Genomic DNA, 16,251 nt, shown 5'->3' with positions numbered 1-16,251 from the left:
TCAATAGAGGTCTTTTTTTATGCAGTAATCTCTTCTACATCAATAGGCTTTCCTAAATACACAAGCTTCCAGTTTTCTCCAATTTCTGTTTGATTATTTTCAGATGAAATAATTATTAATTCGTCATTATCGTCTTTTAGGAAAATAGGAATAATCTCCTTGTCTGCTTTTGTTAATTCTATTATGTTTTGATAATGTTCTTTATTTTCAATTTCTATTTCTTGAATACTTGGGTATTTTTTACTAACATTCATTAGTGATTCATAATCGTCTGTGTGAGAAAACAAGCCTTCTTTTGGGTTGTTATTATTGTCCCTCATCTCTTCTTTAGAAACCAATCTAAATGCTCCATTTTCACCAAACTGTTTACTAAACTTATTTATAGCATACTTGTTTATATCTGGACTTCCTGTTAAGGCCATTAAATAACCAACATCATTAAGCTCTATATTGTCAGAAAGTGTGTTTGAGTAAATGTCTGTAGATATAGCCTCTAATCCCATTTCTTTTGCTTTCTCTATATTGGTTTGATTACTGTCTATAAGAACCACGTTTCTATCATTTTCATTAAGGTAATGAGCTAATAAACGTGAAACTTTAGAAGCGCCAACAATTAAAATTCCATCGGATTTTGTTAAAAAAACACCCACAATCTTAGCAAAAAAACGTGCTGTGGTTGCATTTAACAATACTGTTCCTAAAACAATCATAAACACCAAAGGTGTAATATATTCGGCGCCTTCTACACCTTGCTTTAAAAGTTTGCTTCCAAATAACGAAGCAATACCTGCAGCAACGATACCTCTAGGGCCAACCCAACTTATAAATAGGCGTTCGTTAAGTTTTAAATTAGATCCTTGTGTACTAACAAATACAGCTAATGGCCTTATTATAAGAACGACTACTAAAAACAAGGCTGCTGTTTTCCAATTGTACAGTAGATACAAATCTTCCATATTTATATTAGCGGATAATAAAATAAAGAGTATGGAGATTAATAATACACTTAAAGATTCTTTAAAATAAAGCAGTTCTTTAAGGTTTTCAAGTTTACCGTTGCCCAACACCATTCCCATAACAACTACTGCCAAAAGACCTGATTCATGAGCAAAAATCTCAGATTCTACAAAAACAAGAAGTACTACGGACAAAGAAACCACATTTAGTAAGTAATGCGGTATTAATTTTTTATTTATTGCAAAGGCTAGTCCATGAGCAAAAGTAAATCCAAAAGTAGTACCAAAGAGCACTATTTTACCAAACTCCATAAAGGCTGTTTTTGTAAAACCACTATCGCCTTCGACACTTATAAATTCAAACACTAAAACTGCAACCAAAGCTCCAATTGGATCAATTAGAATACCTTCCCATTTTAAAACTGCTGAAACATCCTTTTTCAGCGGAATGTTTCGTAAAATAGGTGTAATTACTGTTGGGCCAGTAACTATAATTAACCCAGCAAATAAGAAGGATAATTCCCAACTCAATCCAAATAATAAGTGAGCACAAATACCTGCACCAAAAAAAGTAATCACAGCGCCAACAGTTATTAGTTTTGTAATTACTGGGCCAACGTTTTTTACTTCGTTTCGTTTTAAGGTCAATCCACCTTCAAACAGAATGATGCTTATGGCTAGCGACACAAAATAATAAAGACTTTCTCCGGGAAAAAGCCCGCGTTCTCCGTCCCATAAAGGCTCAATCCATTTATTTCCATCTTCTGATAAAAACTCTTGTGCGATTGGTCCGACTAAAAGTCCAATTAAAATTAAAGGTAAAATTGCTGGAATCTTAAAACGCCACGCAACCCATTGCGCCAAGATTCCTAAAATGATAATTCCTGCTAATTCTAACATATGTGTGTTTTAAAGAAGTAAAGTTAGTAAAGAAACCACAAATTGAGCGCTAATTTGCTTTAATTGTAAGTCGCAATACGGAGCATGCCGATTTTTCTGTAAACTTATCTTTTCCTGTTCCAAAAAGCATACTTGTCCAGCTTTCCTTTTGTGGAGTACCTAAAATTAATAAATCATAAGATGCTGACATTTTTGAAATGGTATCAATAGAATTGTTGGACTTTACAACAACTAATTTAGATTCTGCACTTGACTTTTCAATAAGTTTAGTTGAAGCATTTTCTATTTCTTCTAATTCTTCATCCGAGATATCTTCATGAACAACACGAAGAAAAGAAAATGAAGCACCATAAAATTCGCTAATTCTATCAGCAACTTCTATAAATTTTTCATCATTTCGTCCTGGTCTCAACGCAATAAGAACTTTACCAATATAGCGAACACCGTTGTCTTTAAATAGGGCGAAATTTGAGTTGATATGCGTCATTAACCAACCAATTGGGTTATTGATTAAAATTCCTGTTCTAGCACGACCATTCCAGCCAAAAACAAGCCAATCGCAATGGGTTTGGTCACTCAACTCATATATGGTATCTGAAACATTATGTGTTACAACTGATTCAAAATCGATATTGATTTCATTGTTTTGTGCTAGTCTAGAAAAACGACGCGCCAAGGCATTTACCTTTGGGTTTTCATCTACAACAGCTTCCAAAAATGTCTGGTTTGGTACTTCGATGATATTAGCTACTTGTAATTTTTCCTTAGTATTTAAAGCGGCTCCTATTTCTACCAACATTTCAGGAGATGTTTCGTCTCCCAAAAGCGGAACAACAACACCAGCATCATCTAAGAATTTGCCATCAAGAAACTCTTTTTTAATAGTAACCTCATTACTTTGAGTGAGTTTTTTTCTATGCTTTCTTTTGTATAACAAAAACAATGCTGCACGACGACCGTATTTACGTAAAACACCAACTCTTGCTGTTTTTTTTCCATATTTTAAATAAATTAAAAAACCTAAAACACTAATAAAAAGAATCGCTAATAATGGCACAAAACCTAGTAAAATCAATAAAATAATACCACTTATTATTCCAAATAATTGAACGTAAGGATAAAAAGGGGATTTATATGGAGGATTATACCACTGTGTTGCTGTTTCTCTTAAAACAATTACACAAGCGTTAACAGATATAAACATCATCACCATAAAAGCACTGGCTAGTTTTGCAATTTTTTCTACATCTAAAAACAAAATAACTAAAGCCATAACCATACAGGTCATAACTATAGTAACGACTGGTGTTAAGTATTTTGAATGAATTTTACTCATAAACTCTGGTAGCAATTTATCTATTGCCATCGCAAACGGAAAACGAGATGCCGCCAGAACGCCTGAATTTGCCATAGACACGAGAGTGATGACACCAACTACAGCTGCCACGTAACCAACATAAGTGCCGCCTAAAATTTCGGAAATGGTGTAAATAGGTTTGATATCTGTTCCTAAAATATCCATAGGAATGTTTCCAACTAAAGTAAAAGCAACAGAAACATAAATCAATGACATGATAACCAGCGATAAAATCATGGCGCGAGGCAAATTAACATTTGGTTGTTTAATTTCGCCAGCAATAGCAGCAATTTTAGTCACACCCGCATAAGAAATATAGACAAATGCTACTGTTGAAGCTAAACCGATATTACCATTAGAAAACACGGGTTGTAAATACTCTTGCTTTACGTTTGGTAAACCAAAAATTAAAAGCGCCGCTAAACTTATAAGGCTTATGGTCACAATAACTATTTGAACCTTCCCAACTTTTTTAATGCCAAATATGTTAAGGAATAAAATAACCAGTAGAAAAAAGAGTGCTGCATATTTTGTAAAACCTTCGTCAATACTCACTAAAACTGTAAGGTAAGCTCCAAAACCAACTAATGCAAATGAACTTTTTAGAAGCAAAGACAACCATAAGCCAATGCCTGCAATTGTGCCAAAAACAGGCCCAAACGTTCGCTCTATGTAAACATATGTTCCTCCAGAAGAAGGCATTGAAGTCGCTAATTCGCTTTTAGATAATGCTGCAGGGAGAATACAAATAGCAGCTAATAAATATGCAATCCAAATAGACGAACCTGTTTTTGCAGCTGCAATTCCAGGTAAAACAAAAATGCCACTTCCAAGCATTCCACCAATACTAATGGCTATTGCCGATGTTAAGTTTACGCTTCGATTTAGTTTTTTCAAGCTGGTCTATTTTTATTCGAAAATACTCTTTTTTTAAATACTAATAAATTCTAAAAGCCTTCCTAGAATTTATGCGGTTTTTCTTAATTTGCGTTCTTATGAACCTTTACCCAATAGAGGCAGGAAATTTTAAGTTAGATGGCGGCGCTATGTTTGGTGTTGTACCAAAATCTTTATGGCAACGAACCAATCCTGCGGATGCTAATAACATGATAGATATCGCAGCTCGATGTCTATTAATCGAGAATGGCGATAGATTGATTTTAATCGATACAGGAATGGGTGACAAACAAAGTGATAAGTTTTATGGCTACTATCATTTATGGGGTAATGATTCTATTGATAAATCTTTAGCTGCAAATGGGTTTCATCGTAATGATATCACTGATGTGTTTATGACACATTTACATTTTGACCATTGTGGTGGAAGCATTCAATATAATAAAGACAAGACTGTTTTAGAGCCCGCTTTTAAAAACGCTAACTTTTGGAGTAATGAAGACCATTGGCGATGGGCGACAGAACCAAATAGACGCGAAAAAGCATCTTTTTTAAAAGAAAATATTCTGCCAATGGAAGAAAGTGGGCATCTGAAATTCACATCGCTTCCTGATGATTCAATATTAAAAAATTCTGAACTAGGTTTTGACATATTTTTTGCAAATGGCCACACTGACAAACAAATGATTCCGATGATTAATTATAAAGGGAAAACCATTTGTTTTATGGCTGATTTATTACCAACTGCTGGACACTTGCCTATCCCTTTTGTAATGGGATATGATACTAGACCTCTACTAACCCTCGATGAAAAAGAATTGTTCTTAAATTTAGCTGCAGATAACAATTACTATTTATTTTTGGAGCATGATGCTCATAATCCTATAATAACAGTTAAAAACACAGAAAAAGGTGTGCGCCTTGATGATGTTTATAGTTGTGAAGATATTTTTTAAAACCCTATTATAATGAAATATATAAGTAAGTCACTATTTTTTTATGTCCTAACAACTTTATTTTTAGTAGGCTGTGGGCCTTCAAAACTAATTTCGACACCTATTGAAAATATTGATACCTCACCCCTAAAAGTTTCAGAATTAACTAAAGCTGAAAAAGAAAATTGGGGTCACCTAGATCTTGAAAAAGATACCATTCCAGGAATGGGTGTTGATAGAGCATATGCCGAAATTATTAAAAGTAAAAAAGGTAAAAAAGTAATCGTTGCTGTTATCGATTCAGGAATTGATATAGACCACGAAGACCTTGATGGCGTTATATGGACTAATAAAGATGAAGTTCCAAATAATGGAAAAGACGATGATAACAATGGCTATGTAGACGATATTCATGGTTGGAACTTTTTAGGAGACACCTATAATGAGCAATTAGAAATGACGCGTTTGGTGGCAAGTGGAGAAAAAAGCAATCCTAGATTTGAAGAAGCTAAAGCTGAAATTGAAAAAAGTAAAAGTGAAGCGCTACAAACAAAACAAAATGTTGATGCCTTATTACAACAAATTCCACCAGCTCAAGAGGCGTTAAAAAAACACTTAGGTAAAGACAATTATACAGAAGAAGATGTACAAAAAATTCAACCTAAAGACCAAGCAATGGGTCAAGCCAAAGGGATACAGATGTTTTTATATAGTAACAACTTAACTCTTAAAGCAGTTAAAGAATACGCAGTATCTTTAAATGAACAACTTAATTATAATTACAACACAGATTTCAGGGGTCGCAAAACTGGTGATAATCCAGATGATTTTAATGACAAACCAGGTTATGGAAATGGGAATGTTAAACCTGTAAAAAAATCTGAGAGCCACGGTACTCACGTTGCTGGTATAATCGCTGCAGAACGTAACAATGGTAAAGGTGCAAATGGTGTTGCTAATAATGTTGAAATCATGTCAATAAGAGCAGTGCCAAATGGTGACGAATATGACAAAGACATTGCTAAGGCAATACGTTATGCGGTAGATAATGGCGCTACAATTATTAATGGAAGCTTCGGTAAATCGTACTCTCCACATAGTGACTGGGTAAGAGATGCTATAAAATATGCTGCCGAAAAAGACGTATTAATTGTTCATGCTGCTGGTAATGACAGTAAGGATATAGATGTTGAGCCTAACTTTCCTTCAGATAATATCAACGGAACCGAAGTTGCTGACAATTATATTTCTGTTGGTGCTTTAGCGCCAAAATATGGTAGCGGATTGGTTGCTGGTTTTTCTAACTACGGTGACAAAAATGTAGATATATTTGCTCCGGGAGCACAAGTATATTCCACAACTCCTGAAAATGAATATGATACAAAAGGAGGTACTTCTATGGCTGCGCCTGCAATTGCTGGTTTAGCTGCTTTATTACGTTCTCAATATCCTAACTTATCTGCTGTACAAGTCAAAGATGTGATATTAAGTTCTGGTCTACAGTTAACAACTAAGGTGGTTGTTGGTGGTGACTCTAACGACGTGCAGCCGTTTTCAAACTTATCTAAAACCGGTCGTATTGCTAATGTATACAATGCCTTAATAATGGCTTCAAAATTATAATCTTAAATTAATTAAAATTCAGATTGATGAAAAAAATATTTTCGATACTAATCATAGCGTGTTTGCTTGTTTCGTGTAATACAACAAAACAGGTAACGTCAACCAAATCAGCAGCAACAGCAGTAAACAATTCAACTAGCTCTTATTGGCAGCAACATGTCGATTACAAGATGAATATTGATATGAATACAAATAATTATCAATATAAAGGTGACCAGACTTTGGTATATACAAATAACTCCCCAGATGTTTTGAGTCGTGTGTATTATCACTTGTATTTTAATGCGTTCCAACCTGGTAGCGAAATGGATGTTCGCTCTCGAACGATTGCAGATCCCGATAGACGTGTTGGAGACAGAATCAGTAAGCTCAAACCAAACGAAATAGGCTTTATAAAAGTTAATTCTTTATCTCAAAACGGAGCCGCCTTGGATTATGAAACAGTTGGAACTGTTTTAGAAGTAAAACTTGACAAACCTATTCAACCAGGTGAAAAAGTAACTTTTAAAATGAACTTTGACGCTCAAGTTCCAGTACAAATTCGTCGATCTGGTCGAAATAATGCTGAAGGCGTTGCACTATCTATGACACAATGGTATCCAAAGTTAGCAGAGTATGATGACGAAGGCTGGCATGCAGACCCGTATATCGGGCGAGAGTTTCATGGTGTTTGGGGTGATTTTGATGTCTCCTTGACTATTGATAAGGATTATGTAGTTGGCGGAACAGGATATTTACAAGGTGAGCCATTAATAAATGGTTCAAGAAAAACGATGCGCTTTTTAGCACCAAATGTTCATGATTTTACTTGGGCTGCAGATAAAGATTATATTCATGACACATACCAAGTTACAAACGGGCCACTTTTAAACTTCTATTATAAAAAAGATTTACCTGCTGAAAACTTAAAAAATTGGAAAGATTTACAAGCAGATACTGCAAAGCTGATGAAATTTTTCTCAGAAAATGTTGGGAATTACCCTTATGAACAATATTCAGTGATTCAAGGTGGTGATGGCGGAATGGAGTATGCAATGTGTACATTAATCACAGGAAAAAGAAGCTATGGTGGTCTACTTGGCGTTACGGCACACGAATTAGCGCACACTTGGTTTCAATTTTTATTAGCTACTAATGAGGCTAAACACGAGTGGATGGATGAGGGTTTTACAAGTTATATTTCTGCTTTAGCTATGAACTCGCTAAGAGATGAGCCTAGAGACAACCCAACATCTGGGTCTTACCGTGGTTATATTGGTTTAGCTAAATCAGGAAGAGAACAACCATTGACAACGCATGCAGACCGTTATGCATACAATAGGGCTTATAGTTCTGCAGCATATTCAAAAGGTGCTGTCTTTATAGCTCAATTAGGATATGTTATTGGTGAAGATAATTTAAAGAAAACATTAAAAAAATACTTTAATGATTTTGCATTTAAACATCCAAAGCCAATGGATATTATCCGTACAGCAGAACGAATTACAGACTTTGAATTGGACTGGTATCTTATCGATTTTGGTCAAACTACAAATACAATAGATTATGGTGTTAAATCGATTGAAGGAAAAAATGTAACTCTAGAGCGCATTGGTCAAATGCCTATGCCTATTGACCTTTCCGTTACCTACACAGACGGTTCAAAAGAAGATTTTTATATACCATTACAAATGATGCGTGGCGAAAAACCAACCGAAGCAACCATCGTAGGTGATTGGGCTTGGGCTTATCCCACTTATACCTTAAAAGCTTCAAAAGAAGTAGCTTCTGTGGAAATCGATTCATCACAAATGATGGCTGATATCAACCGAGACAATAATAAGAAGTAATTAACCAATTACTTAAATTATAAAAAGAAGACGTCTAATAGGCGTCTTTTTTTTGATTTGTACCAATCTAAGTCTTTATACATATCATTTCTAGATACGCGCTCTCTGTTATATAATAAGAGGTGTGTTTTGTCTTCTTGTTTGTTTCTGTATCCTAAAAGGTGGAAAATAGATTTAGCTAAAAAACGAGTAATCTTAAGGTTTGCCCTCAAAACACCTTTAGATTTATCGTGCCATTTTATACCTGGGAGTAATGTTAATAAACGATCTGCCCTAAACTTTCTTAAAATTGAAGAGAGTAAAAGAAAAAAGCGAGGTGTTTTTTTTATAATAAAAAATCCATCGTTACCTCTTTCTTGATATAGTGGCATAAACAACTCATGACTTGATGGTGCGTGTATAGGAATATCATTGGAAGTTGCTAATAATATGCCTTTCTTAATGGGTTGAAAACTTTCAAACCCAGATTTCATTTTAAAGTCCTCCTCTTCTTTTATATCGTACTTATAAACTACTTCATAAATATCTGTTCTCTTTTTTGATGCAGATTGGAGTTGCTTATAGTACTTATTATAGTCTTGAGCTTCTTCTTTTAATAATCCTGATAAATAAAAAGTTAAGCGAATAAAAGCTTCGCAATTATATATTGCTTGTTTATCTATATGTTGACCTGCTTCGAAACCTAAGGAAACAAAACCTCTTTTGTTTAAATAACTTAAGAGTGGACCTTCAAGATATTCTTCAACTCCTAGGACTATAGGTACAGGAAAATGCCTTGAAAACTTCCTATTAATTAAAGCGTCATTAATGGTTATAAAAGGAAGTGTCTTACTTGATGTCGTATGAAAATCTATGAAATAGGTTGGTTCTGTGGTATTTGATAAAATATCTGAAATGAGTTCGTAAATAGCAATCTGCTCTTTTTCTTCGTTGGTATAATTTTCTTTGTCTTTTAATTGATTTAAAAGGTTTGTGGTCCAAATACGATTTAAATCGTTGTCAATGTATCTTTTATTTTGTTGAATCGCATTAATGTTTCCATAAATACCATAAACTTCGCCATAGATATTATGCTCGTTAAGCTGAGGTAAGACATTTTTTAAAGCCTTGACACCCGCTTGTTCATTACCGTGTATGCCAGCAAAAAAAACAAGTGTTGGTCCGCGAAACTTTCCTTTTTTGTGATCAATTATTCGCTTTTCGATAGTGGGGTTTTCCTTTAATATAATCATTAATTAATCCTTAAAGTCATTAGTGGTCAATATCCCTAATAGTTTCTTTTTATGGACTACAGGAAGACAATTTATATGATGGTCTTTCATTATTTGCTTTGCTTTATCGAGCGGTTTTTCTTGACTAATTGTAATAAGCTCTGTTTGCATAGCTTCTTTAACAGTAAATTTCAAATCTAAATTTCCAAGTTTTATTAAATCTGTCCAAGTAATAAGTCCCGTAAGCTCTTTTTGGTTGTTAATTACTGGAAGGTGGTGTATGTTTTTCCATTGCATTATATGACTCACAAGCTCTAAACTATCACTTTCATATACCATAAATAAATTTGTTTTCATTCTATGCTTAACTATCTTTTTCTGCTTAATATAGTTAAGTTCAATACTATTTAATTCAGACCACTCATCAACTGTTTTGTCTCCAAATTGATGCTTGTGCATAAAAGCTGTTAATTGCTGTCTTGATTCAAATCTAGTCTTTGTGTTTTGTAAATTCCTATAACTTTTTATCATCCATTGCGCACCGTTTTTAGATTTTATTCTATTTTCAATAATACCTAAATACAAATCAATATCAGCTTGGTTAATGTCTGATTTTAATAGCCCTTTTCTAGCCATTGGTAATAAGATTTTTGAAATTAAATCTCCTGCCGAAATAAGCTTGCCCATCCACTTAAATTTTGTTTCCATTCCATAGCGAGCAGCTTTAAAAAAATTATTTTTCACGGCTCTAAACTCCATTTTGGATGGCATATCCTTATATTCTTCCGACTGACCCAACATTAAGCCAACCCAAAATACCATATTTGCTATTTCGTCTTTTAATGTCGGCCCACTTGGTATGTATCGGCATTCTATTCTGAGATGTGGTTTTCCTCCACCAACACCGTAACAAACACGATTCCATTTGTATACGGTACCATTATGAAGTTGAAGTGCTTTGAGTTTTGGGATTTCTCCACCTTCTAATAGCTCTAAGCTATCTTCTTGCTCGTTGGAAGTTAATAAGCTTCTAAAACGAGAAATGTGGTCCTTAAAGATATCGGTCACCGAACCTTTTTCCCAAGCACCTCCAAAACTAACTCTAGATTGTTTTTCGTCAAAAACTAGTGAATTAGTTCTTGTGTCAATACTTTGGGTAAATAAAGCTATTCTGGTTTCAGCCCAAAGTTCTCTTCCAAATAATAATGGAGAATTGGCACATACTGCTAAAATAGGTCCAGAGATGGTTTGTGCCCAATTGTATTTTTCTACAAACTCATCTGGATTAATTTGTAAATGTGTTTGAAAGCTTGTGTTACAAGCCTCTAACATTACGCTATTATGAAACAAACTTAACTCATCAACACCTTTAATATGAATATTAAAATGTTGGCTTCGTGAATCTTTTAATGCCTCATTTAAAACATGATAACGCGGTTTTGGCGTCATGTATTTTTCAGAAATATGTTTGTATCTAAGTGTTGGTAATATACCTGTCAAAAGTACTTTTACACCTAATGCCTTTGCCTTTTCTTGTGCTTTGTGTAGAAGCGCCTGTAGTTGATTGTGGAGCTCAGTGAAACATTTGTTTTTAAGTAATAACGGATCTGAATTAATTTCTAAATCATATTTTCCTATTTCGGTAGTAAAATGGTCGTCATCTATAGCTTGAAGGACGTCCAAACATTTTTTACTCGGAAAATAGTCTTCTGTAACTAAACAAAATTCTTGCTCTGCTCCTATTCGCATGGGTTCTTTTTCAATTAAACCTTCTTTTAGCATTGTATCCAGGGCTTTTAAATCCTTGATTAAGTAATGCGTATATATCGCTTTTTCCTCTGGAGTCTCTAATTGTTTTACTTTTAATTGTCCCATACGTTAACTCTAATTAATTAGAATAATGTAAGTTATGCTGAAATACTTGGTATTAATATGATTTTTGTCATGTCAATTTTTTGAATGTACTTGACTATGAAAAGGATATAGCTACATTTGTAAATAGGAAAACCAGCTTATGGATTTTAAATACTCTAAAAAAGACAAGCTTAAAAGTAAAAAGGTAATTGAAGTACTTTTCTCAGAAGGAAAAGCAATTACAGTTTTTCCTTTGCGTTTAGTTTATCTCAAAACAGAGTTTGAAGATGGTTCAGTTTTAAAAACTGGTGTTTCTGTTAGTAAGCGACTTCATAAAAATGCTGTTGATAGAAACAAAATAAAACGTCTAATGCGTGAAGCTTATCGCTTTAATAGACCTAAATACTTTAACAATAGTTCAACACCCTTCGCGTTTATGATTTTGTACATTGGTAAAGAAAAACCGACGTTTGATAGTTTGAGTACCAAAACAGAACTTCTTTTTCAAAAATTTTTAAAAAAGACATCTAAAGATGAAACGATTTCTAAATAAAAAAATAGTCTTACCTGTAGCCATTTTATTGGTCTTTTTAAGCACAACTGCTTTTAATTCTAACTTCTTTGAAATAGCTAAGCAAATAGAAATATTTACCACCATGTTTAAAGAACTAAACATGAACTATGTCGACGATACCAATCCTGGAGATTTAATGGATGTTGCTATTAAAAGCATGCTCGATGAACTAGATCCATACACCCGTTTTTATAACGAACAAGACGTCCAATCGTCAAGAATAAATAATGCTGGAGATTATACAGGTATTGGTGCAAACGTAAGAACACTAAAAGATAAATTAGTCATCGTTGAACCTTATAAAGATTACGCTGCTGATAAAGCTGGTTTAAAAGCTGGTGATGAGATTATAAAAATAGACAATGTAGATATTAGGGATTTTAAAGACGATGCGGGCAATTTGCTACAAGGTGCAGCAGGAACAGAAGTTTCTTTAACCTTCATGCGTCAAGGAAAAGAAAATACTGTTAAGGTTACGCGAGAGTCATTAGAAATTAATGCTGTAACACACTACTCAATGATTAACGACGATACAGGTTATATTGTTCTTCGAAAATTCAATAAAAAAGCATCTTCACAAACAATTAAAGCACTTAATTCTCTAAAGAACTTAGGTGCAAAAAATATTGTCTTGGACCTAAGAGGTAATCCAGGAGGACTATTAAATGAAGCAGTAAATATCGTCAATATCTTTGTGCCAAAAGACCAGCTTGTGGTGACTACAAAATCTAAAGTTAAAAAGTACAATAAAACATATTACACGCAGCGCGAACCAATTGATTTAGATATTCCTGTGGTGGTTTTAATAGACGGAAGGTCAGCTTCGGCAAGCGAAATTGTGTCTGGGGCTTTACAAGATTTAGACCGTGGCGTTGTTATTGGTGCTAGAAGCTTTGGTAAAGGTCTTGTTCAGCGTCCAAAACCATTGACTTACGGCACGCAAATGAAAATTACAATCTCAAGATATTATACACCTTCTGGTCGCTGTATACAAGCACTAGATTATTGGAATAGAGATGAGAAAGGCAATGCTACACGAACTAAAAAAGAAAACTATAAAGCTTTTAAAACCAAAAAAGGACGTTCAGTTTTTGATGGTGGTGGTGTACAGCCAGATTTAGAAATTGTAGCGTCTAAACAAACTCCTATTACAAAAGCTATTGAAGACGAAAATCTAATTTTTGATTTTGCTACAGACTATTATTATAAAAATCAAATAGCAAATTTGAAAGAATTTGAGTTCTCAGAAAATGACTTTAAGGAATTTAAAAACTTCTTAAGTTCTAATAATTTTAGTTTTGAAACCAAAACTCAAAAAGCTTTCGAAAAAGCTATTAATATTGCTAAAAATGAAGATTTAGATTCAAGTATTTCTTCAGAATACAGTCAATTAATTTCAGCTTTAGAGCAATATAAAACCTCAGCAGTTAATGACGACAAGGAAAAATTAGTCGCTTTACTTAGAGATGAAATTATAAAGCGCTATTTCTATTCAGAAGGTCTTTATGAGTACTACAAAGCAAATAATCCTGAAATCAAAAAGGCCTTAGAGATCCTTTCAAATCCTGCTAAATACAATAAGATTTTAAACTAAAAATCTTATTTTCATATATTTATAAGGCGAAATAGCTAAACATCCTGTTTTTAAAAAACTAGATGTTTAATAAAATCCCTTTTATGAAAAGGCTCTGTTTTCTTATTTATTTTTGTTTTCAAGCAGTAATTGCTCAAAAAGAAATAAAGCATATTGTTTATTTTGAAACAGATATGTACTCAATTCCTGAAACAGAGATGCACCGTTTGCTTCTATTTTTGGATGATATAGAATCTATTGATATTCAAAAAATTTCTATCTATGGTTTTTGTGACGACAGAGGAAGTCATTCTTATAATATGAAACTGTCTCAAAATCGAGCAAATGTTATCAAAGAGGTTCTAACAAATAACGAATTTGACGAATCTTTAATTACTAATACAGACGGAAAAGGAGAGTTATTACTAAAAATTATCAAAGAAAGTGATGTTGATAAAGTAAGAGGTCTTAATAGAAAAGTAGAAATTATTGTTTCTCCTGTTTTTCCAGCGCGAAAAAATAATTTTAACTCTAAAAAACTTGAAGAAATTTTAAGTGGAGATTTAAAAGTTGGAGATAAGGTATTATTAGAAAACTTGTTATTTGAGCGAGGTTACAGCTATCTTATTCCAGAGTCAAAAGACGTACTAAGTAAAGTAGCTACCATATTAACTAAACGCACTGATATCTTTTTTACAATTCAAGGGCATGTCTGCTGTACAAACGGAGAACGAGATGCTATTGATGGAAGAACAAAAAAACGCAATTTATCTCAAGCGCGAGCCAGATATATTTATGAATACTTACTTAGAAAAGGTGTTAATAGTAGACGTATGAAATATGTGGGTATGAAACGTAAATATCCGCTTGGTGGACCTCAGCGTTTGGACAGAAGAGTCGAACTATTGGTTACTAAAGTTGGTAACTAAGAAGACTAATTTTTTTTCATTTTTATGTGCGGTATCCCATCTTCAAGATACTCCTCACCTATCTCTAAAAAACCTAAGTTGTTATAAAATCTCTTCAGATAAGTTTGTGCAGATATTAGAATGGTGTCTTTTTTATAATATTTTTTTATAGCTGTAATAGATGCCTTCATTATATCATAACCATATTTATACTTTCTTTCTTTTTCTAAAACTACTACTCTACCAATACTAGATGCTTCAAAATAATCACCAGGTTTAAAAACCCTTGTGTAAGCAACTAACTTTTGGTCTTTGTAGCCTATAATATGTAAAGCTTTTTGGTCTTTACCATCAATATCTTGATAAACACAATCTTGCTCTACAACAAAAACTTCGCTACGTAATTGAAGTATGTCGTAAAGTTCTTGAGTTGAGAGTTCTGTAAACTCTTTTGCTTTAATTTTTAAACTCATCTACTATCAAAGTTATTATAAACATAAACCAAATATAAAATATAGAATTACAAGTTAGTAGAATTAAAAAACCTAGAGAAAATTCTCTAGGTTTTATATGTATAATTAATCCCCCAATAAATTATACAATTGTATATAACTATATAAAAATTAACTATTTATATATCGTAAATCTATAAAATGAATCTACATTTACAAAAAAAAAGGTATCAAATACCATTATCATCTATGAATTAAATTAATCCTGTACAATTACTGACTTACTATCACATTTTCCATACTCTGGTTGAATATTAACGTGATTTATATTATAGTTATGATAGAGTTTTTCTTCTATTTGTTGCAAAATCGTATCAAACTTTGATAAAGAAATATCTTCAGTAAAGTCTATGTGTGCTTCTAAATGGGTTTCATCCTCATTAAGTTGCCAAACATGAACATGATGAACATTCTTTATTTTATTAATGCTTTGTATATCCTTAACAATATCATCTACAGGTATATCTTCTGGGGTAAATAACATTAATACTTTGGTAGAATTTTTTAGTAAATCCCAGCCCATAATTATTAGATAAACAGCTATTGCTAAAGTCAATAAACTATCTACCCAGAATATTTCATAATATTTCATCAAAATACCACCAATCAATACAGCTACACTAGCCATCATATCTGTTAAAAGATGTAAATAGGCACTCTTCATATTCATATTACCATCAGCACTATTTTTTAATAAAAGTACACTGAAACCATTTCCTAAAATCGCAATTATCGATAACCAAATTACCAAATTAGATTCTATATTTTGAGGATTTTGAAATCGTTCAATAGCTTCAAAAATGAGTAATATTGCAACAATAACTAATGTTGATGCATTAATAAAAGCTGCTAAGATTTCTGCTCGTTTATAACCAAAAGTTCTTTTTAAAGACGCTTTTCTTTTAACTAATTTATTAGCTATATAACTTATAACTAAAGAAATAACGTCACTAAAATTATGAAGCGCATCACTTAATAAAGCTAAACTTCCAGACACAATACCTCCAATTATCTGAGCTACGGTTATTGCAATATTTAAAACTATTGAGATTAAAAGATTCCGGCCATTAAAATCTCCGTGATGAGAATGTGAATGATTATGAGAATGACCGTGACCCATGG

At 33.1% G+C, this 16,251-nt stretch carries 12 protein-coding genes; 6 read left to right on the top strand and 6 right to left on the bottom strand.

Annotated elements, in window-relative coordinates:
- Nucleotides 1-17 precede the first annotated feature (17 nt).
- Both BTO05_RS08860 and BTO05_RS08855 read right to left on the bottom strand, forming a co-directional pair.
- Nucleotides 18-1,856 carry a cation:proton antiporter gene (locus tag BTO05_RS08860; protein ID WP_087492323.1) on the bottom strand — a complete coding sequence of 613 codons (1,839 nt, stop codon included), beginning with the start codon at nucleotides 1,854-1,856 and terminating at the stop codon, nucleotides 18-20.
- Nucleotides 1,857-1,905: 49 nt separating this feature from the next.
- The gene (locus tag BTO05_RS08855) at nucleotides 1,906-4,110 is read right to left on the bottom strand and encodes an amino acid permease (RefSeq protein WP_087492322.1); all 2,205 of its coding nucleotides are present in this window, start codon (nucleotides 4,108-4,110) and stop codon (nucleotides 1,906-1,908) included.
- 98 nt (nucleotides 4,111-4,208) lie between these two features.
- On the opposite strand from BTO05_RS08855, the gene BTO05_RS08850 reads away from it, so the two are divergent.
- Genes BTO05_RS08850 through BTO05_RS08840 form a run of 3 tightly spaced genes read left to right on the top strand, consistent with a single transcriptional unit; the run spans nucleotide 4,209 to nucleotide 8,497 of the window.
- Entirely contained in the window at nucleotides 4,209-5,066 is an 858-nt protein-coding gene (locus BTO05_RS08850; RefSeq protein WP_087492321.1) for an MBL fold metallo-hydrolase, read from the top strand.
- A gap of 12 nt (nucleotides 5,067-5,078) precedes the next feature.
- Entirely contained in the window at nucleotides 5,079-6,668 is a 1,590-nt protein-coding gene (locus BTO05_RS08845) for a S8 family serine peptidase (protein ID WP_087492320.1), read from the top strand.
- 26 nt (nucleotides 6,669-6,694) lie between these two features.
- Nucleotides 6,695-8,497 (top strand): M1 family metallopeptidase, encoded by a 1,803-nt coding sequence (locus BTO05_RS08840; RefSeq protein ID WP_087492319.1) that lies wholly within the window; start codon nucleotides 6,695-6,697, stop codon nucleotides 8,495-8,497.
- A 17-nt stretch (nucleotides 8,498-8,514) separates the two neighbouring features.
- Here the strand turns inward: BTO05_RS08840 and BTO05_RS08835 are convergent, their stop codons facing one another.
- Both BTO05_RS08835 and BTO05_RS08830 read right to left on the bottom strand, forming a co-directional pair.
- Nucleotides 8,515-9,729, bottom strand: coding sequence for a succinylglutamate desuccinylase/aspartoacylase family protein (locus tag BTO05_RS08835; protein WP_087492318.1), 1,215 nt, complete (start codon nucleotides 9,727-9,729; stop codon nucleotides 8,515-8,517).
- Between the two features lie 3 nt (nucleotides 9,730-9,732).
- Nucleotides 9,733-11,583, bottom strand: a complete 1,851-nt coding sequence (locus BTO05_RS08830; RefSeq protein WP_087492317.1) for a glutamate-cysteine ligase family protein — start codon at nucleotides 11,581-11,583, stop codon at nucleotides 9,733-9,735.
- Nucleotides 11,584-11,722: 139 nt separating this feature from the next.
- Here BTO05_RS08830 and BTO05_RS08825 point away from each other — a divergent pair, with 139 nt between their 5' ends.
- The 3 genes from BTO05_RS08825 (at nucleotide 11,723) to BTO05_RS08815 (ending at nucleotide 14,638) form a co-directional block, all read left to right on the top strand.
- Nucleotides 11,723-12,115 (top strand): ribonuclease P protein component, encoded by a 393-nt coding sequence (locus BTO05_RS08825; protein WP_087492316.1) that lies wholly within the window; start codon nucleotides 11,723-11,725, stop codon nucleotides 12,113-12,115.
- Nucleotides 12,096-13,730 carry a S41 family peptidase gene (locus tag BTO05_RS08820; protein WP_087492315.1) on the top strand — a complete coding sequence of 545 codons (1,635 nt, stop codon included), beginning with the start codon at nucleotides 12,096-12,098 and terminating at the stop codon, nucleotides 13,728-13,730. Before BTO05_RS08825 ends, BTO05_RS08820 begins: the two co-directional genes overlap by 20 nt.
- An 83-nt stretch (nucleotides 13,731-13,813) precedes the next feature.
- The gene (locus tag BTO05_RS08815) at nucleotides 13,814-14,638 is read left to right on the top strand and encodes an OmpA family protein (protein WP_087492314.1); all 825 of its coding nucleotides are present in this window, start codon (nucleotides 13,814-13,816) and stop codon (nucleotides 14,636-14,638) included.
- A gap of 5 nt (nucleotides 14,639-14,643) precedes the next feature.
- Here BTO05_RS08815 and BTO05_RS08810 read toward each other — a convergent pair whose 3' ends face one another.
- Both BTO05_RS08810 and BTO05_RS08805 read right to left on the bottom strand, forming a co-directional pair.
- A complete protein-coding gene (locus BTO05_RS08810; protein WP_087492313.1) occupies nucleotides 14,644-15,090 on the bottom strand; it encodes a GNAT family N-acetyltransferase in 447 nt (148 codons plus the stop codon).
- A gap of 238 nt (nucleotides 15,091-15,328) precedes the next feature.
- Entirely contained in the window at nucleotides 15,329-16,249 is a 921-nt protein-coding gene (locus BTO05_RS08805; RefSeq protein WP_087492312.1) for a cation diffusion facilitator family transporter, read from the bottom strand.
- Between the last annotated feature and the right edge of the window lie 2 nt (nucleotides 16,250-16,251).

Source organism: Winogradskyella sp. PC-19 (genome assembly GCF_002163855.1).
Lineage (GTDB): Bacteria > Bacteroidota > Bacteroidia > Flavobacteriales > Flavobacteriaceae > Winogradskyella.
This window is presented reverse-complemented; position numbering and strand designations above follow the sequence as displayed.